The organism is Xanthomonas sp. DAR33341 (assembly GCF_003992815.1).
GTDB classification, from domain to species: Bacteria; Pseudomonadota; Gammaproteobacteria; order Xanthomonadales; family Xanthomonadaceae; genus Xanthomonas; species Xanthomonas cissicola.
This window is the reverse complement of sequence record NZ_QEYV01000028.1, coordinates 134,290-153,331: the sequence shown is the minus strand read 5'-3', so window position 1 is coordinate 153,331 and position 19,042 is coordinate 134,290. Positions and strand designations below refer to the sequence as shown.

The 19,042-nt window shown below is 64.4% G+C and carries 14 protein-coding genes; 5 read left to right on the top strand and 9 right to left on the bottom strand.

The window, feature by feature from the left end:
* Positions 1-54: 54 nt before the first annotated feature.
* Positions 55-714, bottom strand: a complete 660-nt coding sequence (locus EO156_RS13690) for a serine/threonine-protein kinase (protein ID WP_003486076.1) — start codon at positions 712-714, stop codon at positions 55-57.
* A gap of 151 nt (positions 715-865) precedes the next feature.
* Between EO156_RS13690 and EO156_RS13685 the strand changes: the two genes are divergently transcribed.
* Positions 866-2,953: a bifunctional DedA family/phosphatase PAP2 family protein gene (locus EO156_RS13685; protein ID WP_016851064.1), complete on the top strand. Its 2,088-nt coding sequence runs from the start codon at positions 866-868 to the stop codon at positions 2,951-2,953.
* 601 nt (positions 2,954-3,554) lie between these two features.
* On the opposite strand, the gene EO156_RS13680 is transcribed toward EO156_RS13685, so the two are convergent.
* The 4 genes from EO156_RS13680 to EO156_RS13665 form a co-directional block, all read right to left on the bottom strand.
* Positions 3,555-4,439, bottom strand: a complete 885-nt coding sequence (locus tag EO156_RS13680; protein WP_005911976.1) for a bestrophin family ion channel — start codon at positions 4,437-4,439, stop codon at positions 3,555-3,557.
* Between the two features lie 287 nt (positions 4,440-4,726).
* A complete protein-coding gene (locus EO156_RS13675; protein WP_016851062.1) occupies positions 4,727-5,323 on the bottom strand; it encodes an LON peptidase substrate-binding domain-containing protein in 597 nt (198 codons plus the stop codon).
* Complete coding sequence (mpl, locus tag EO156_RS13670) at positions 5,323-6,690, bottom strand: UDP-N-acetylmuramate:L-alanyl-gamma-D-glutamyl-meso-diaminopimelate ligase (protein WP_026007217.1); 1,368 nt, start codon at positions 6,688-6,690, stop codon at positions 5,323-5,325. Before mpl ends, EO156_RS13675 begins: the two co-directional genes overlap by 1 nt.
* Positions 6,691-7,050: 360 nt before the next feature.
* Positions 7,051-7,614, bottom strand: a complete 564-nt coding sequence (locus tag EO156_RS13665; protein ID WP_003483308.1) for an adenylate kinase — start codon at positions 7,612-7,614, stop codon at positions 7,051-7,053.
* Positions 7,615-7,774: 160 nt separating this feature from the next.
* Here EO156_RS13665 and EO156_RS13660 point away from each other — a divergent pair, with 160 nt between their 5' ends.
* Positions 7,775-9,031 carry a 6-phosphofructokinase gene (locus tag EO156_RS13660; protein WP_005911979.1) on the top strand — a complete coding sequence of 419 codons (1,257 nt, stop codon included), beginning with the start codon at positions 7,775-7,777 and terminating at the stop codon, positions 9,029-9,031.
* Between the two features lie 248 nt (positions 9,032-9,279).
* Here EO156_RS13660 and EO156_RS13655 read toward each other — a convergent pair whose 3' ends face one another.
* A complete protein-coding gene (locus tag EO156_RS13655; RefSeq protein WP_005921697.1) occupies positions 9,280-9,804 on the bottom strand; it encodes a hypothetical protein in 525 nt (174 codons plus the stop codon).
* A 250-nt stretch (positions 9,805-10,054) separates the two neighbouring features.
* Here EO156_RS13655 and EO156_RS13650 point away from each other — a divergent pair, with 250 nt between their 5' ends.
* Positions 10,055-12,082, top strand: a complete 2,028-nt coding sequence (locus tag EO156_RS13650) for a sodium-translocating pyrophosphatase (protein ID WP_016851060.1) — start codon at positions 10,055-10,057, stop codon at positions 12,080-12,082.
* 280 nt (positions 12,083-12,362) lie between these two features.
* Here the strand turns inward: EO156_RS13650 and EO156_RS13645 are convergent, their stop codons facing one another.
* The gene (locus EO156_RS13645; RefSeq protein ID WP_005911984.1) at positions 12,363-12,842 is read right to left on the bottom strand and encodes a hypothetical protein; all 480 of its coding nucleotides are present in this window, start codon (positions 12,840-12,842) and stop codon (positions 12,363-12,365) included.
* A 197-nt stretch (positions 12,843-13,039) separates the two neighbouring features.
* On the opposite strand from EO156_RS13645, the gene ppa reads away from it, so the two are divergent.
* Positions 13,040-13,576, top strand: a complete 537-nt coding sequence (gene ppa, locus EO156_RS13640; protein ID WP_005911986.1) for an inorganic diphosphatase — start codon at positions 13,040-13,042, stop codon at positions 13,574-13,576.
* 115 nt (positions 13,577-13,691) lie between these two features.
* Positions 13,692-14,840, top strand: coding sequence for an HDOD domain-containing protein (locus tag EO156_RS13635; RefSeq protein WP_011052282.1), 1,149 nt, complete (start codon positions 13,692-13,694; stop codon positions 14,838-14,840).
* Between the two features lie 414 nt (positions 14,841-15,254).
* On the opposite strand, the gene EO156_RS13630 is transcribed toward EO156_RS13635, so the two are convergent.
* Together EO156_RS13630 and EO156_RS13625 are read right to left on the bottom strand one after the other, a co-directional pair.
* Entirely contained in the window at positions 15,255-18,098 is a 2,844-nt protein-coding gene (locus EO156_RS13630; RefSeq protein ID WP_016851059.1) for a TonB-dependent receptor, read from the bottom strand.
* 48 nt (positions 18,099-18,146) lie between these two features.
* Positions 18,147-19,040 carry a helix-turn-helix transcriptional regulator gene (locus EO156_RS13625; protein WP_003483324.1) on the bottom strand — a complete coding sequence of 298 codons (894 nt, stop codon included), beginning with the start codon at positions 19,038-19,040 and terminating at the stop codon, positions 18,147-18,149.
* Between the last annotated feature and the right edge of the window lie 2 nt (positions 19,041-19,042).

Sequence of the window (19,042 nt, the reverse complement as noted above, 5' to 3'; positions counted from 1 at the left end):
GCTCGCACGGTGCGCTCTTCGATTCCCCATTCCCGATTCCCAATTCCCGGCCGTTCAGGGCTTCGGCCCCTGCCCTTCGTTGTCTTCCCAGTGCAGCACGCGGCGGGTCACGAAGCGGTAGACCGGTTTGCCGGTGGCAAACCACAGCTCGCGGACCCAGGAGGTGCGCTTGAGCACGCGGCGTTCCACCGGGGTCAGTGCGGCCGGGCAGTACATGCGCTTGTGCTTGAGGAGGTGGCGCAGATCCTCGCGGGCAAGCAGACGCATCCAGCGCGCGCGCGGGTTGCCGCGCACCGCCAGCTGGAAATCGATCACCGCCGGGCTGCCGTCCTCCTGCACCAGCCAGTTGGCTTCCTTGGCCAGATCGTTGTGCGCCACGCCGCGGCGATGCAGCTGCTGCAGCAGCCTGCGCGCGCTGCGGAAGTAGGCCAGATCACCGCGCGGCGGACGCTGGTACATCGCAGCGCCGTCCAGATAGCTGCGATCCAGGTGCCGCCCGTCCCAGTGCAGCAGGCGCGGTGTGCGCGGCACGTCATCCAGTTGGCGCAAGGCCAGCGCCTCGCGCCGTGCCAGCCACCAGGCCACGCCGCGCAACAGCCACGGCGCCACGCCAACATCGCGACGCACGAACAAGCGTTCGCCATCGCGGACCAACAGAATGCGCCCGAACGTATCGGACTTCAGCGGCAGATTGGCTGCAGGGTCGTGACTCATCCCCCATTGTAGGCGGCAGGCCTGTCTCGCTGCGCGCATCTGTGGCATTAGCGCGTGCGGCAGCTGCATGGCCGCAACCTCAGGTGAAGCCAATCCCCCGATGTGAGGACGATGCAGGTCAGGCGCCGCCGCGCCCACCTATAATTCAGGTATGAACTCATGGATCGACGCCACGCTGGAGTGGATCGGACACCACCCCACCTTGGCTGGCGTGGTGATCTTTGGCATCGCATTTTGTGATGCGGTCATCGTGCTGGGCGCCATCGTGCCTGCGTTGCCGTTGCTGTTCGCCATTGGCGTGCTCATCGGGCTCGGGCAGATCAACGGCCCCTATGCGGTGGCGTGCGCCACCCTGGGCGCCTTCGTTGGCGATGCGTTGAGCTTCTGGGTCGGCCATCGCTGGGGCCATCAGCTGCACACCTACTGGCCATTCCGGCGTTACCCGCAACTGCTGGAGCGCGGCGAGCTGCTGTTCCGACGCAATGCCTTCAAAAGCATCCTGATTGCGCGCTACGTGGGTGCAGTGCGCCCGTTCGTACCGGCGATCGCCGGCATGTCGCGCATGCCGTTCAAACGGTATCTGGTCGCCAGCGGCCTGGCCTGCGTGTCGTGGGCGTTGTTGTTCCTGGTGCCCGGCTGGGTGCTGGGCACGGCCTACGACGCAGTGGCCGCGGTGGCCGGGCGGCTATTTGTGGTGGTTGCATTGCTGGCGGCCGTGATCGGGCTTGCCTGGGCGGTCGTGCTGTATTCGTACCGCTGGTCGGCCGGCCATCTGGATGCCTTGCTGGCACGTCTGCTGGAGTGGTCGCACCGGCACCCGGTCCTGGGGAATTGGTCGGTCGGCGTATTCGACCCGCGCCGTCGCGAATCGGTGCCGCTGGCCATGATGGCCTTGATGCTCTTGCTGCTCGGCTGGGGCTGGTTCGTGCTGCTGATGGTGGTGCTGGCGCACGGCGAGCCATTGCGCGTGGACCTGGCCGTGCACGACCTGATGCTGGCGCTGCGTAACCCATTGGCCGACTACCCGATGGTGGCGCTGGCCTCATTGGGCGACTGGCAGGTGCTGTTGCCGGCCATCGCCGCCGCGATGGGCTATCTGGCCTGGCGTCGCCGCTGGATGGCCGTGGCCCATTGGGTGATCGCGCTGGCCTTCGGCCTGGCGCTCACCCAGCTGCTTGGCGCCACCGTGCAGGTGGTGCGCCCGCCTGCGGCCAGCAGCGGTTTCGGCTTTCCATCGGTTGCGGTCACCATGGCCACGATCGCCTTCGGCTTTTTCGCGCTGTTGATCGCGCGCGAGTTGCCTGGCCGCCGCCGCGTGTGGCCGTATCTGGTCAGCGGCGCCATCGTCTCGCTGATCGGTTTTGCACGTTTGTATCTCGGTGCGCACTGGCTCAGCGACGTCGTCGGCGGCATGTTGTTCGGCATCTTCTGGCTGCTGGTGCTGGGCATTGCCTACCGCCGCCGTGCCACCCGCGCGTTCTGGGTCAAGCCGGTGTCGTGGATCTTCTATGGGGTGTTCGTGAGCTGTGCCATTTATTTTGCGCCGCGCAACCTCGACATCAAGCTGGCCAAGTTCGAACCGCCGCCGCCGGCATTGATGGAGTTGCCCGCACACGAGTGGTGGGAAGAGCAATGGCGCCTGCTGCCGGCACGCCGTAACGAATTCGACGACGATCAGCGTTGGCCGCTGGACGTCCAGTTGGCCGGCCCGCTCGCCCCGTTGCAGCGCCAGCTTCAGGCGCGCGGCTGGCGGGTCCAGCCCCAGGCGGGCTGGGAACAGGCGCTGCACCTGCTCGATGTCAGCGGCCGCCCCGACGAAGTACCGATTCTGCCGGCCACGCTGGAGACCCAGGTCGAAGCCCTGTTGATGGTGCGCCACGCCGCGCCCGGCCACGTGCATGTGCTACGCCTGTGGCCGGCGGCTGCGCGCCTGCAGCCGGATGCACAACCGCTGTGGGTGGGCAGCACCCAGACCTTGCGCTACAGCCGCCACTTCAGCCTGATCGGCCTGTGGTACCCGCTGCGCGGCGTCGATCCTGCACTGAGCGCATTGCGCGAGGCACTCGGCCCGCTGCCCCATCGCATGGAACAGCGTCGTCGCTCGCAGGTGCCGGTGATCCTGATCGACAGCACCTCGGGCAGTGCGGTGCGTGGCGAGGACAAACACAACGCTGTGCCGCGGACGGACACCGCTGCGTTCGATCCTGCTGCATCGGGTCCGCCGCAACAACGCCGTTGATCGATCGGGCAATAGGCGATTGGCCGGCGATCGCGCGATGGGTCGAGATGGGGTGTCAGCAACAGCTGTTGAACCCTGTCTCGATGGTGACGTGCTGGCGCCGTCCAGAGGCTGCTGAATTGACAGGGTGAACGCTTCGTTGGTCGAGCGCGCGGCGCCCTCGCCGCTTGCGGGACACGCCGTGAACCCGTCCATGGGGCTCGATGGCTGCATCCATGCCGCCAACGGTCCCGCAAGCGGCGAGGACACCGCACCAACTTTTGTCGGTGATCTACCGAAGAGCAGAGAACACTGCGTCGCCTGGTTACTTGCGTCGCATGGTTTGCTATCGCTTGAACACTCTGCGCACCGACCAACTGGACTGGTCCTTGCCGCTCACCGTCGCGGGACCTTACGCGGCATGGATGCCGCGTAAGAGCTTACAAGGACGTACTTGCAGCGTGTCCCGCGATGGTGGGTGGGCAAGGGCCATGCAGAAAACTCGCAGTTGGCCGCGCCACAACTGCTTGCACCGTTCAATCGCCTCTCAAGGCGAACGATAAGAATGCGAATCAGCGCAGTTCGGCGATGCAAAGGCCGCATTGGCCTAGCACGCGATACCTCACCACAACACGCCATCCACCGGCTGCATCGGCTCCGGCGCTTGCTCACCAATGGCCTGCAGCGCATCGATCTCCACCGTGCGGCACATCGTGTCCAGCGGCAGGTCGTGGATGGTGTTGGCGAATGGGTCCACTAGCTCATCGCCGATCTTCAACACCGCCAGAAACATCAACCCGGCCACGGTCGAACCGACCGGTGTGGCGTATTGCAGCGTCTCCACCAGACCGATCGGCAACAGCACGCAGAACAGCCGCGTAAACAGGTTCGGATAGAAGCGGTATTGGTACGGCAACGGCGTATTCTTCAGGCGTTCCATGCCGCCCTGTGCGTTGGCGATATCCACCAGGATGCGTTCCACGCTGGCCTGCTGGATGCTGTCGATCCAGCCAGCGCGCCGCGCCTGCTCCACGCTGCGTCCGGTGATGTCGAGCAAGCCGTTGGCCACATTGGTGCGCACCACCACCGCCGCCGCTTCGTCGGCGTCCACATGCGGGGACAACGCCATCGCCACCGGCAACCGGCGCAGTTGGCAGCGCAGCGCGTTGACGTAGGCAATCTGGCGCAGCGCAATGGTGCGCCCAAGATCGCCGGCCTCCGGTGCAGCCAGGATACTGACGCTCAAGCGCACCAGATTACGCGAGGCATTGATCATCTGGCCCCACAGCACCCGCCCCTCCCACCAGCGTTGGTAGGTTGAATTGGCGCGAAAGCCCAGGAACAACGCCAGCGCAGAACCAAAGATGGTCAGCGGCAATGCCGGCGCACGGAACGGCAGCACGTAGTAAATGATGGTGATCAACACATCCCATACGAACAACACCGCCAGGGTCCGCCAGACCTGGCTGATCACATCTGCCACACGCGGCTTTACATCGACAATCAAAGGCACACCCCATCAAAAGAAACGAGTGACGCCATTGCGCGCATCCAGTGCATGGATGCGGTCGGTAGCGCACTCAAGCGTGCGCAGTGTGCCGTTGCCACGGTGCAAGCACGGTGATGGGGCCGATCGAAACCATTGCCCTACGCGACCGGAGCGATGGAAAGGCGTAGCGAGCGGCCATCAATGGGTGTGCAAGGCGTGCGGGAACACAGTGCACACGCGGCACATGAAAGTTCGGAGCGTTGCCCGCACCCGTGTAGCGGGCGCAGCCGGTTTATCTGCAGCTCTTACGGCATCCAGGCCAGCAATTGATCCAGCCGCCGATGCGGATCGTCCTGCTGCAGCAGCGACAGCCGTTGCTGCTCGGTCAGCGGCAACAGCTCGGCCAACCGCCAGCCCACCCAGGCGGCTTGATCCAGCAAACCCGGCCCCACCGAAGCGAATTCGCCCCCCACCTGTTCGAGCATCCGCTCGAGCACCGTGGCCAGCAGGCTGTGTTCGGGGCGCAATTCGTCGTCCGGATCCGGTTCGCGCCAGGCGACATCTCCCACCACCAGACCGTTGTCGCGAATGCGCGAGCGCTGTACGTGGAAACGCCGCGTGCCACGCAGGCGCAGCACCAGCACGCCGTCGGCGCCCACATCGAAATCCTCGATGCGCACTTCGGTACCGAACGCGGCCGGCGTAGCCGGCACGCCGACTTCGTTGCCTTCCAGGATCAGGCACACGCCGAAGCTGGTGCCGTTACGGCCGCTCTCGCGCACCAGGTCCAGATAGCGGCGCTCGAACACGCGCAAGCCCATTGCCGCACCGGGCAGCAACACGCTGTGCAACGGAAACAGCGGCAAGGTGCTGGTCTCGCCGGTAGCCATGAGCGGCACCATCAGGACAACTGCGCCAGGAAGCGACGCGGCGCACCATCGAAGCCGCCATTGGACATGAACACCACATGGTCGCCGGGCCTGGCAATCTCGCTCAGCGTGTGCAGCAAGGCATCCACGTCCTGCACCACGCGTGCCTCGCCGCGCACCTGCGCAATGATGGGTGCGGCGTCCCAGGCCAGTTCCGGCCGATGTAAAAACACCACTGCATCGGCATCGTGCAACGACGGCGCCAGTGCCTGCGCATGCGCGCCCAGCCGCATCGAATTGCTGCGCGGCTCCATTGCCACCACAACACGCGCCGCCCCGACCTTCGCACGCAAGCCCTGCAACGTGGTCGCGATGGCGGTGGGATGGTGCGCGAAGTCGTCGTACACGGTGATGTCGCGCGCGTTGCCAATGACTTCCAGCCGCCGCTTGACGCTCTGGAACTGCGCCAGTGCCGGCATCACCGTCGCCGGATCCACACCCACCGCCTGCACCGCCGCCAGCGCCGCCAACCCGTTCAGGACGTTGTGCCGCCCAACCAGCGGCCACTGCACCTGGCCAATTTCCACGCCACGATGCAGCACCGCAAATGCGCTGCCATCGGCCGCGATCAAACGCGCACTCCAGTCCAGCGACGCCTCGAAGCCGAACCGCTCCACCGGCGTCCAGCATCCCATCGCCAGCACCTCGGCCAGGTGCGCGTCTTCGCCGTTGACGATCAGGCGACCGCGCGCGGGCACCGTGCGCACCAGATGGTGAAACTGGCGCTGGATGGCGGCCACGTCCGGGAAGATGTCGGCGTGGTCGTATTCCAGGTTATTGAGGATCGCCACCAATGGCCGGTAGTGCACGAACTTGCTGCGCTTGTCGAAAAACGCGGTGTCGTATTCGTCGGCTTCCACCACGAATTCGCGCCCCTGGCCCAGTCGCGCCGACACGCCGAAATCTTCGGCCACGCCACCGATCAGAAACCCCGGCGCGCGCCCGGCCGCCTCCAGCAGGTAGCTCAGGATGGTGGTGGTGGTGGTCTTGCCATGGGTGCCGGCGACCGCCAGCGTGTCGCGGCCCGGCAGCACCTGCTCGGTCAGCCATTGCGCGCCGGAGGTGTACCGGCGGCCGGCATCCAGCACCGCCTCCACCGCCGGATTGCCGCGCGACAGGGCATTACCGACAACCACCTCGGTCGCGTCCAGAGAAATATTGGACGGCGCGTATCCCTGTTCCAGCGCAATGCCCAGCGTTTCCAGTTGTGTGGACATCGGCGGATAGATGGCCTGGTCGCTGCCTTCCACCTGCCAGCCCAGCTCACGCGCCAGGGCGGCCACACCGCCCATGAAAGTTCCGGCGATGCCGAGAATGTGGAGTTTGCTCATGCCGCCTATTGTCGCCGATCGCCGCAGTTGCCGGACATTCCAATCCAACGCAAGCCCAGGTGTCGGGGATTTCCTACCGTACTGTCGGGAATTTCCCGATGTGCGAACCCGGTCACATCGCTCACTATGCTGAACGCCAGTCGCAGTATCCCTTTGGTCCTACTCCCCAAGAGGCCAAATCCCCAGGGAGCTCATGCTGTCGGGGCTCTGAGCAAGCCTACTACTGGCGTTATTCTGCCCCGGGCGTCTTGTACGTCCGGGGTTTTTCTTTTGGGTAACGCTGGCCGGGCGATCACGGCGAGAAAGCAGCGCGACCAGAGGCCGCGCATGGCCGAGACCGTGCCTTGCGCCGGGCGTCCCCCTACCGACTCAGCGCCCGAGCGCCTTGCTGATGCGCTCCAGCACTTCGTCCAGCGAACCCACGCCATCCACGCGCGCCAACTTGCCGCGCTGCTCGTAGAAGCCGATCACCGGTGCAGTGGAATCAGTGTAGACCTGCAGACGCTTGCGGACCGATTCCGGGTTGTCGTCTTCGCGGCCTTCGGCCTTGGCACGACCGGCGATGCGCTCGACCAGCAACTCGCTGGCCACATCCAGCTGCACCACGGCATCCAGCGGCTGACCGATCTTGCCGAGCAGTTCGTCCAGCGCATTGGCCTGGGCCACGTTGCGCGGGTAGCCATCCAGGATGAAACCCTTGGCCACATCGGCCTGGCCAAGGCGCGCCTCGAGCATGCCGAGCAGGATGTCGTCGGACACCAGGTCGCCGCGTGCCATCACTTCCTTGGCCTTCAATCCCAGCGGCGAGCCAGCGGCCACTTCGGCGCGCAACAGGTCGCCGGTGGAAATATGCGGAATATCAAACGTGTCTTTGAGACGTGTCGCCTGGGTGCCCTTGCCCGAACCGGGCGGTCCCAACAGAACCAATCGCATCAGTGGACTCCACTTTCGAATAAAAACGCGTTGCGGTGGGCGGCGTTAGACTCACGTCTTCGCCGGCGCTGACCGTATGGCCGTGCAGCTTACCGCATCCGGGGAATGTCCCGGCACTGTCCCCCTGCGCCATGTTCCCATGTGAGGAGTCTGTCCCCCTATGACCACTGGCAACCTGCTCTATGCCCAATCCGGCGGCGTCACCGCCGTCATCAATGCCACCGCCGCCGGCGTCATCGCCGAAGCGCGCGCACGCAAGATCAAGGTACTGGCGGCACGCAACGGCATCCTGGGCGCCTTGCGCGAGGAGTTGATCGACACCTCCAAGGAATCCGCTGCAGCCATTGCCGCATTGGCGCAGACCCCCGGCGGCGCTTTCGGCTCGTGCCGCTACAAGCTCAAATCGCTGGAGGAAGACAGCGCCAAGTACGAACGTCTGCTCGACGTGCTGCGCGCGCACGACGTACGCTGGTTCCTCTACAACGGCGGCAACGACTCGGCCGACACCGCGTGGAAGGTCTCGCAACTCGCAAAGGCCTATGGTTACCCGCTGCGCTGCATCGGCGTGCCAAAGACCATCGACAACGATCTGGCGGTGACCGACACCTGCCCCGGCTTCGGCTCGGCGGCCAAGTACACCGCGGTCTCGGTACGCGAGGCCGCACTGGATGTCGCCGCCATGGCCGATACCTCCACCAAGGTCTTCATCTATGAGGCGATGGGCCGCCATGCCGGTTGGCTGGCCGCAGCGGCAGGCCTGGCCGGGCAAGGCCCAGACGACGCCCCGCAGATCATTCTGCTACCCGAACGCGCCTACGACCAGGCTGCATTCCTGGCCAAGGTGAAACAGGTGGTGGAGAAGGTCGGCTGGTGCGTGGTGGTGGCCAGCGAGGGCATCCAGGACGCACACGGCAAGTTCGTCGCCGATGCCGGTGGCGCGGCCGACTCGTTCGGCCATGCACAGCTCGGCGGCGTGGCCTCGTTCCTGGCCGCACAGGTCAAGCAGGAACTCGGTTACAAGGTGCACTGGACGTTGCCGGATTACCTGCAGCGCTCCGCACGCCACCTCGCATCCAAGACGGACTGGGAACAGGCGCAAGCGGTCGGCAAGGCCGCCGTACAATACGCGATCAAAGGCATGAACGCGGTGATCCCGGTGATCGAACGCGTCAGCGACGCACCCTACCGCTGGAAGATCGTGCCCGCCCCCCTGCACAAGGTGGCCAATCACGAAAAGAAGATGCCGCCCAGCTTCCTGCGCAAGGACGGCTTCGGCATCACCGAACGCGCCCGCCGCTACTTCGCCCCATTGATCAAGGGCGAAGCCGCACTGGCCTACGGCAGCGATGGCTTGCCGAAGTATGTGAGTTTGAAGAATGTCGCGGTGGCGAAGAAATTGCCAGCTTGGGAGGGGTGAGATCGGCCCCGCGTGGGATGCACAGCGATGTTCAACTCTCCGCTGAGGCGGCGGCACATCGGGCGACTCATGCGCGTGGGTTGCGCCCTAACGAAAGGTGGCGCTGAGGGCGTAGGTCAATACGACAGGTTTATGAAAGCGCGTTGTCTTGGCGACTGTCGAAGCAATTGATACACCGGTGCATGCACTGAAAGCGAACCCCGGCCTGGCCGGGGTTCGTCGTTACGGATGCAGAGCAAAGTCTCGACTTACTGACACGCCTTGCCTTCCATCGTCATCTGCGCAGCGAACATCGGTACTTGCGGAATCTTGCCGGCAGCGGCTTGCTGCTTGGCGTCTTCCAGATAGATGCGCGACTGGCCCTGGCCATCGAGTTGTGGCTTTGCGTCGGCCGGCTTGCGCCACACGCGCACGACCGCTTGCTGTGACGGGCACGCTGCGCTTGGTACACGGATCACATCGTTGAAGATCCAGCCCGAGGCTACACTGGGCGCGGCCTTGGCGAAATCCACGAAGCGTGCACGTGGCTGGCAGGTGGGGCTGCTGCGGACCACCGACAATGTATACGGCTGTGCAGCATTTCCGGTAAACACGCCTTCCAGTCGTACGCAGGCTTCCGGGATCTGACGCAAGGTGTGCACGGCACCGACCGCTTGCGCGGTGCCGGGTGCGCGTGGCTTGAGTTCGGGCGTGGGATCGGCCGCAAACGCTTGGCTCGTCAGCAACAGCGTCGCGAGCATCGCGGCATATTTTTGCGCGGTATGGTGTGGCATTTACACTCCTGGTCGACCGAATCACGTTGGCCGCAGGCTGTCACGCCGCAACTGAACGACGCGCCAAAGCCGTCACGCTGGTCGCCACGCAAGCCGCGGCGCATACTCGGTCGCGATCCGGCCACCTGAACATTCGCGACGCGCATTACGGCCCAGGCGGCCGTCGAGTCCGTATTCGTCAGTCCACTCGTTGTGTGCATCGCCCTTGGTTCGTCCCGACCGGACGACATCCATTCTCTTGGGAGGGGTCATGCTGGAACACTACGGGTTGTGGCTTGCGCTGGGTTGTGCGGTCTTGGCAATCGTCTATGGAATCGTGTCGGCGCGCTGGGTGGTCGCGCAGCCGAGCGGCAATGCACGCATGCGGGAGATCGCCGCCGCGATCCAGGAAGGCGCGCGTGCCTATCTCAACCGGCAATACCTCACCATTTCGGTTGCTGGGGCGGTGCTGTTCGTGTTGGTCGGGCTGTTCCTGAGTTGGTACACCGCGATCGGGTTTGCACTGGGTGCGGTGTTGTCCGGGTTAGCCGGCTATATCGGCATGAACGTGTCGGTGCGCGCCAATGTCCGCACCGCCGAAGCGGCGCGGCATGGCATTGGCAAGGCGATGGATGTGGCGTTCCGTGGCGGGGCGATCACCGGCATGCTGGTGGTCGGCCTGGGGCTGCTCGGCGTGGCGGGCTACTTTGCTGTGCTGCAAGGCATGGGGCTGCCACTGGAGCAGAACCTGCATGCATTGGTCGGGTTGGCCTTCGGGTCGTCGTTGATCTCGATCTTCGCGCGCCTGGGTGGCGGAATTTTCACCAAGGGCGCAGATGTGGGCGCCGATCTTGTCGGCAAGGTCGAGGCCGGCATTCCCGAGGACGATCCACGCAACCCGGCGGTGATTGCGGACAATGTCGGCGACAACGTGGGCGACTGCGCCGGCATGGCGGCCGATCTGTTCGAAACCTACGCAGTCACCGTGATCGCCACCATGCTGCTCGGCAGTCTGACGTTGGCCGACACCGGTTCGCATGCCGTGCTCTATCCATTGGTGCTCGGCGGGGTATCGATCATCGCCTCGATCGTGGGCGCGGCCTTCGTCAAGGTCAAAGACGGCGGTTCGATCATGGGTGCGCTTTACAAAGGCGTCATCGTGTCGGGCGTACTGGCGGCGTTGGCTTACTGGCCCATCACCCAATCGCTGATGCGCGACAACATCCACGGCGCCACGGCGTTGTACGCCTGCGCACTGATCGGCCTGGTGCTCACCGGCCTGATCGTGTGGATCACCGAGTACTACACCGGCACGCAGTACACCCCGGTGCAGCATGTTGCATCGGCCAGCACCACCGGGCACGGCACCAACATCATCGCAGGGCTCGGTATTTCGATGAAATCCACCGCGCTGCCGGTGATCGCGGTCTGTGCAGCAATCTGGGGGGCGTTCCATTTCGGCGGCTTGTACGGCATCGCGATTGCAGCGACGGCCATGTTGTCGATGGCCGGCATGATCGTTGCCCTGGATGCGTATGGGCCGATTACCGATAACGCCGGCGGCATCGCCGAGATGGCCGAGCTCCCCCCCGAGGTCCGCAACATCACCGACCCGCTGGACGCGGTGGGCAACACCACCAAGGCAGTGACCAAGGGCTACGCGATCGGATCGGCGGCGCTGGCTGCGTTGGTGCTGTTTGCCGACTACACGCACAACCTGCAGGCGGCCAATCCCGACCAGGTGTACGCCTTCGATCTATCCGACCACACGGTGATCATCGGGCTGCTGATTGGCGGGCTGATTCCGTATCTGTTCGGCGCGATGGCGATGGAAGCGGTCGGCCGCGCCGCAGGCGCCGTGGTGGAAGAAGTGCGCCGCCAGTTCCGCGAGCTTCCCGGCATCATGGCCGGCACCGCCAAGCCGCAGTACGACCGCGCGGTCGATATGCTGACCCGTTCGGCGATTGGCGAAATGATCGTGCCTTCGCTGCTGCCGGTGGTGGTTCCGATCATCGTCGGGTTGCTACTGGGGCCGCGTGCACTGGGTGGCTTGTTGATCGGCACGATTGTCACTGGCTTGTTCCTGGCGATTTCGATGACCACTGGCGGCGGCGCCTGGGACAACGCCAAGAAATACATCGAGGACGGCCACTTCGGCGGGAAAGGCAGCGAGGCGCACAAGGCTGCGATTACCGGCGACACAGTCGGTGACCCATACAAAGACACCGCGGGGCCGGCGATCAACCCGTTGATCAAGATCATCAACATCGTGGCCTTATTGCTCGTGCCCCTGCTGTAACGCTGCGACGACCGCAGGTCGCGTGACCTGCGGTCGCGACGACGGGAGCAGCCGACCAACCAAACCAGTCGCGGCAGGTCAAGCGGAAAGTGGCAACGCTGCGGCCCAGGGACCAGGCCAATAAGGGCGCGGTCGGACCCGGTCATTTGCGCTGACCAGCTCAGGATCGGCATCACGCCGGCGCCCGCTGGCGGCGACCATCGTCGATACGAAGATGCCGCCCCCAGGTGGAAGGGGCTGGCCCATGTTGGCAAGCCCCCCGTCCCGCCCGGACCAATGATCACAGGCAGCCGATCAAGCCGTCATAGATCGGCGGTGCGCCGCCCGGCAGTGGCTCGAACAGCGGATTGGTCACCGCAAGCGTGCGATACATCTCATCCAGGCGGGTACCGTCCTTCAACGGTGCCGTGCAGCGCCACACCCGGCTGTCCGACCGCAGGTAACCGCTGCGCGGGTCGACGCTGACCTCACTGGCGCCGAAGGTCCAGATGCAGCTCCGCACCACCCCGGTGACGCGATGCACCGAGCAGCGGAAGCGTAGCGGCTGGTAGTCGCTGAAGTCGCCACCGCAAAAGGTATCGCCGCAAATATTGTCGAAGTCGCGGTCCAGCCGCTGCTCCAGGTCGATAAACGCCTCCCAACCCTCGCCATTGGCGGGCCAGTCCACCGCATCCACGAAAGTGGGTGGAGGCGTGGCGGCGGCGATCTGGGCGGTAAGGGACAGCAGCAGGAGAACGAGCAAACGCGCAAGCCTGGACATGGGCAATTCCTATGCGGTGGATGAGTCTGCAGGGTGCGCCGCCGGCCGGGCCGCAACGATCAGGCAGCCACCCGTGATGAACGCGGGCTATGCCGCACGCAGCGGTCAGGACATTGCCCATTCAGTGTCGCTGCAGCGCAACAGCCGAACGCGTAGAATCGCGCTCCACACACTGCTGACGCCTCGGAGCTACCCGCATGGGCCTTGAACTGGTCACCTCTGGCAAGAATCTGCCGGAAGAAATCAACGTCGTCATCGAGATCCCCAAGGATTCCGAGCCGGTCAAGTACGAAGTCGACAAGGCCAGCGGGGCGATCTTCGTGGACCGCATTCTGTCGACCCCGATGCGTTACCCCTGCAACTATGGCTACGTGCCCAACACCCTGTGCGGCGATGGCGACCCGGCCGACGTGCTGGTGGTGCTGCCGTTGCCATTGGTGCCGGGCTCGGTGGTGCGCTGCCGTCCGGTGGGCGTGCTGCGCATGAGCGACGAAGCCGGCAGCGACGAAAAGATCCTGGCCGTGCCGATCGAGAAGATCTTCTCCGGTTACGCGCACATCGAAGACATCAACCAGGTGTCCAGCCACTGGATGGAGCGTATCGGCCACTTCTTCGAGCACTACAAGGACTTGGAGAAGGGCAAGTGGGTCAAGCTGGATGGCTGGGGCGGCGCGGCCGAGGCCAAGCGCATCCTGACCGAGTCGGTGGAACGCTACAATTCCGACGCACCCTGATCCATCGATCGTGATGCTGCCCCGCGTGTAGGGCGGGCGACCGGGATCACGCTTCTGGCGTGATCCCGGTGACCGCAGTCGGCAGATTGGGTACATTGCCGAAAGCGTTTGGCCGGTGTCTGTCACCGGTGACTTCTGGGGAAGTGTCTTGCGTATTCTGTTTGTTGGGGACGAAGCCAGTCTTCCGTCCGACCTTGTCGACTATGTCGCCGACCTGGGCGACCAGTGGCAGGCGCAGCAGGTGGCCGATGGCAATTCGGCGATCGAAGCTGCCGCGCTGTCGCCGTTCGACGCCGTCATCGTTGCCCCGGTGCTGCCGGACCTGACTGCCGCCACCTTGCTGGGGCAAATCCGCACGCTGCGCCCGGACACCATTCGTATTGCGTTGATCGATGCGCAAGGCGGCCAGCGCACGCCGCCGGCCCGCATCATCGGCGTGGCGCATCGCTTCTTGCCGATGCCGCTGGCACCCGAAGTGCTGCTCGAAGCGGTCACCAGCCTGGAAGAACTGCGCGAGCTGCTCAGCAATCCGCGCCTGCGCGCGGCGATCGGGCGGATCGAAAAGCTGCCCTCGCCTCCGCATTTGTACCTGAGCCTGATGCATGCGCTGGAAGAGGACGACGGCGCCGATGCGGCCGATATCGCCAAACTGATCGCCGGCGACCCGGCGATCGCGGCGAAAGTGCTGCAATTGTGCAATTCGGCGTTCTTTTCCGGTGGCCGCAGCATTACCGATCTGCGCACGGCGGTGACCCGCCTGGGCGTGGCGACGCTGCGCGATCTGGTACTGGCCAGCGAAGTGTTTTCGGTCCAGACGCTCACACCGGCCGAGCGCAACGCGATGCAGCGCCGCGCCCTGCTCTCCTCGCGCCTGGCGGCCAAGGTGCTTCCGCCGACCAGCGCAGAACTCGGTTCCACCGCCGCATTGCTGGCCGACATCGGCCTGCTGCTGCCGGGCGTGCGCGACGAGCGCGAAGCCCCGGCCGAAGCCGGCGACGAACGCCTGGGTCACACCGAAGCCGGCGCCTACCTGCTCGGCCTGTGGGGCTTGCCGATGCCCATCATCGAAGCGGTGGCCTTCCATCGCCATCCGCTGCGTTCCAGCATGCGCAGCTTCTGGGTCACCGGCGCAGTGCATGTCGCCACGGCATTGGCCAGCGGCGAAAGCGTGGACGAAGAGTACCTGACCAAGGTCGGCGTCATCGCGCGCCTGCCAAGCTGGCGCGAACAGGCCGACACGTTGCTGGGGCTTACCGAGGCGTAGGTTAGTCGCATGCGGCGTGCCTGAAAAAAACGCGGCCAGGGCCGCGTTTTTTATGCCGCTTCTTCCCCCCCCCCCTGCATGGAGCCGTTGCGCCAGGGCCGCGCATTGCAAGCCTTGGCCTGGGTGATGACGACCCTCACCCGTAGCGCACCGCACTACGGGCAGGACAGTGCGCTCAAGCGCTGTGGAAGCTGCACGAGAATAAGGACGGCAGTTCTCTCGAGCCGCATCACTCGACGACTTCCACCTCCTGCGCGCGCTCTTCGCGGAGTGCCGCAGCGCTTGAGTAGCGCAGCGATTACCCTGCATCTAAATCACCGCGTCGCACGCGCAGCTCCCTCATCGCATCAGCAAATTGCAAAAAAAAAGACGGGCCTTGCGGCCCGTCTTTTATTTACCACGCGCGTCGATGGATCAGAAGCGCTGGGTGTACTTCATGTACACGAAACGACCGATTTCGAAGCCGCCGTAGTAGGCGAAGCTGCTGTTCGGTGCCGAGTACTGCAGCGGACCGCGGTGATCGAACACATTGTTCGCGCCAAGTGCGATCGTTGCGTCCCACGGCGCCTTCCAGTTGACCTGCAGGTCGTGGAAGGTATTGGCGCCGGTGTGACGCAGCGGGTCGGACTCGCCATTGGCGACATGGTCCGGCGCATCGCAATAGCCTTCGGCCAGCGTGATGCAGCTTTCCTTCATGCCCGAGTAGTAACGCAGGGTGTAGTTGACGCCGAAATCACCCAGCGACCAGTTCACGCCAACGTTCGAACGCACGCGGAAGATGCCCGGCTCGCCGACGCGACCAATCATGATGGCGTTGCCTGCGCTGTCCTGGCCGGCTTCGTCGTATTTGCTGACGTAGCTGGTCTGCCAGTCGAAGGTGAAGGAACCGATGGCCGTTTCCGGCAGGCGGTACTTCACACCCAGGTCGTAGCCTTCGGTTTCCATCTGACCGAGGTTGGCCACGCCGTAGCTCATCGCCGAGATATGACCATCGGCTGCGCGTGTGACATTTGCGCAACGTTCTGCATTGCCGAGCACATAGCAGTCGCGCAGGATGCGGTCGACGCTATCGGCGATGATCATGTCGTTGATCTCGTAGCGGTACCAATCCAGCGAGATGTCCAGACCCTGCACCCAACGCGGGCTCCAGACCAGACCGGCGGTCTTGCTCGTGGAGGTTTCCGGCTTCAGGTTCGGGTTGGCGCCGCTGATGAATTCATCAGGCGTCTGGCACGGATAGGTCGTGCAAGGCACGAAGCCCTGGCCGAGCTGGGTATAGCCGAGCGGAACATTGGCATTGTTGCAAGCTGCGTTGCCGTTGACGCTGTTCGGCGCGCCGACGCCGCAAGGATCGATGTAAGACTCGAAGCTGCTGCTGAGGCCACCATACAGGTCGCTGATGGTCGGCGCACGGAAACCTTCCGCATACGTCGCACGCACCAGCAGGTCTTCCAGCGGACGCCAGGTCAGGCCGAACTTCGAGTTCAGCGTGTTACCGAAGTTGCTGTAGTCCGAATAACGCGTTGCGGCGTTGAAGGTCAGTTCCTTGGCGAAAGCGACATCGCTCAGGAGCGGAACATTCAATTCGAGGTAGACCTCGTCCAGCGAGTACTGGCCCTGCGTGGTCTTGGCACCCAGGCCGGTGCTTTCGCCCGACTGCGCAAACGCATCCGGAGAGAAGCGACCTTCTTCCTTGCGGTGTTCATAGCCCACCGCAACGCCCAGATCGCCAGCCGGCAGCTCAACCACCGAACCGGACAGGTTTGCGGTGAAGCTGGTGGTCTTGGTCAGGCCGGTATCGGTGAAGGTCGGGAACAGGAATTCCTGCAGCGCCGGGTCGGCAAGCGAGCCCTGACCTGCAACGTTGTACGGCAGCAGCGGATTCCACGGACGGCAGGCCGACAGCGAGATCGGGTCTGCGGCGGTCCCGCACTGCGCAACGCCCTGGCCGTTGATGAAGGACGGGCCCAGTGCCTGACGCGACGCGATGAGGCTCATGTCGCCACGGCTGCGCTTGGTGTTCTCGTTGCGGTTCCACAACGCACCCACGTCCCAGTCCCAGGTCTTGCCGCCGATGTCGAAGTAGCCACTCAAGGTCGGCGCGAAGCGCAGGGTCTTGAGCTGGTTTTCGCTGGCGCGCGGCACTTCCCACAGACGGCGACGGAAGTCGACATCCTGGCCGATCGGATTGAACGCGCTGCTGCCTTCCAGCGGAGTGCCGAACGAACCGAACTGATACGGGTAGCCCGCGATCTGTCCATCTGTCGTGCGCTCGTTGTAGGCAATATCGGCGTTGAAGGTGATGGCATCGGCAACGTCGTAGTTGACGTTGGCGAACACCGACTTCCGCTCGATACCGGTCTGCACCATCATCTGCTGGTTCGAGTTGGCGTACTCGGCCGGCGTGATGCGGTGATAGTCGGCCGGGTTGTTCGGGTTGCCGCCGGCGTTGAGCGTCTGCCACACCGCGGTGTCCGGATCATCGCAGTCGACCTGCAGCGGATTGCACCACGAACCGTTCTGGCTGATCGGGCTCCAGCTGTTCGGGGTCGAGTTGGGACCACGCGAACCATCGCGGCTGAACCAACGGTTCTTGGCGAACACCGGGTCCTGCTTGGAATATTCGGCAGACAGCGTCACGCCACCGCGCTCGCCCTGCGAGCCAACAGTGAAGGAGTACTGCGTGGTGTCGCCGTCGCCCTGGCCGAACTGGCCGAACTGCACGCTGGCTTCAGCGCCGTCGAAACGCTTACGCGTGATGACGTTGACCACACCGGCGATCGCGTCGGAGCCGTAGATGGACGAGGCGCCGTCCTTCAGCACTTCAATACGCTCGATTGCCGACATCGGAATCTGGCTGAGATCCTGCAGACCGGAGGTCGACGCACCCAGACGCTTACCGTTCACCAGCACCAACGTACGCTGCGCGCCGAGATTGCGCAGATCGACGTAGTAACCGCCAACGTCTTCGCCGGACGACAGCGCGTCAGCGCGCGAGATAGCCGGGGAACCGGCGGAGGTCAGGTTCTGCAGCACGTCGGCAACAGACGTCAGGCCCTGCTTTTCCAACGCTTGACGGTCAAGCGTCAAGATCGGCTGCTGCGTCTCGACGTCCGCGCTACGGATGCGCGAGCCGGTGATCTCGATACGGTCAAGCGTGGTGGTCGACTCTTGTGCGGCGGCAAAAGCCGGCGTCAACGCGATCGCAATACCGGCGGGCAACAGGCCCAGCCGCACTGCGGAAGTGCGAAGGTTCATCAATCTCTCCAGGGTTCGTTAGTGGCGCGTTAAGCGCCCCTGTGCAAATTACGATTGCGTGAACGCCGTCGCTTTGCGCGTCACGCTACGTGGCTTTGCCGAATCTGGCGGATTTGCCGTTTGGTCGCGGTAGTGCGATGCGGAGACACCGAAGCGCGCACGAAACGCACGCGCGAAGCTGCAGCAATTGTCGAAGCCGCTTGCCGCTGCAACCTCGCCGATCATCATCGAGGTATCGCGCAACAAATCGGAGGCACGCTCCAGACGCAAGCGTGCCGACAGCGCTTGCGGGCTTTCTTCGTACAAGCTCTGAAACGTCTTGGAGACGTACCAGCTGGAAAAATTGGTCAGCTGCGCCAGTTCGCTGATGCGCACCACGCGGTCGCTGTTGCCTTCCAGGTACAGCCGCGCACGCTGCATGCGCCCGAACACCTGACGCCGACGGCTGCGCGAGCGGCCCGGGCAACGCTGTTCCTGCGCAATGAAATCGCGCTGCATCGCGGCCAGGTGCAACAGCAACGGCCGCGCGGACGCACTGCCGCTTTGTGCGGCAGCATTGCGCCACAAGCGCAAGGCGATGCGCAGATCGCCGCGCGACAACTGGGCACGGCCGGGATACAGCGTGGCGTCGGTCAGTTCAGCAAGCGACTGCAGGCTCTCGCCATCCAGACCGACGCCCACGCATAGCGCGCTGCGGTCTGCCTGCACGGTGGGATGGGAATCCTTGTCGAAGGCGATCCAGTCGCCGGCGCGCAGACGAAAGCGGCCTTCCTTGGATTCCACCCATGCGCGTCCACGCAGTTGAATCCACAGCGTGAATGTCGCCGCGCTGGTGCGGATGCTGCCGAGCCGCGAGACCGCCAGACAAGTGGTCGATGTCGACTCGCTGGCGCTATCCAGCGCGAGCGCGAGCCCACGATCTGCAGTGATGACCTGTTGCATGT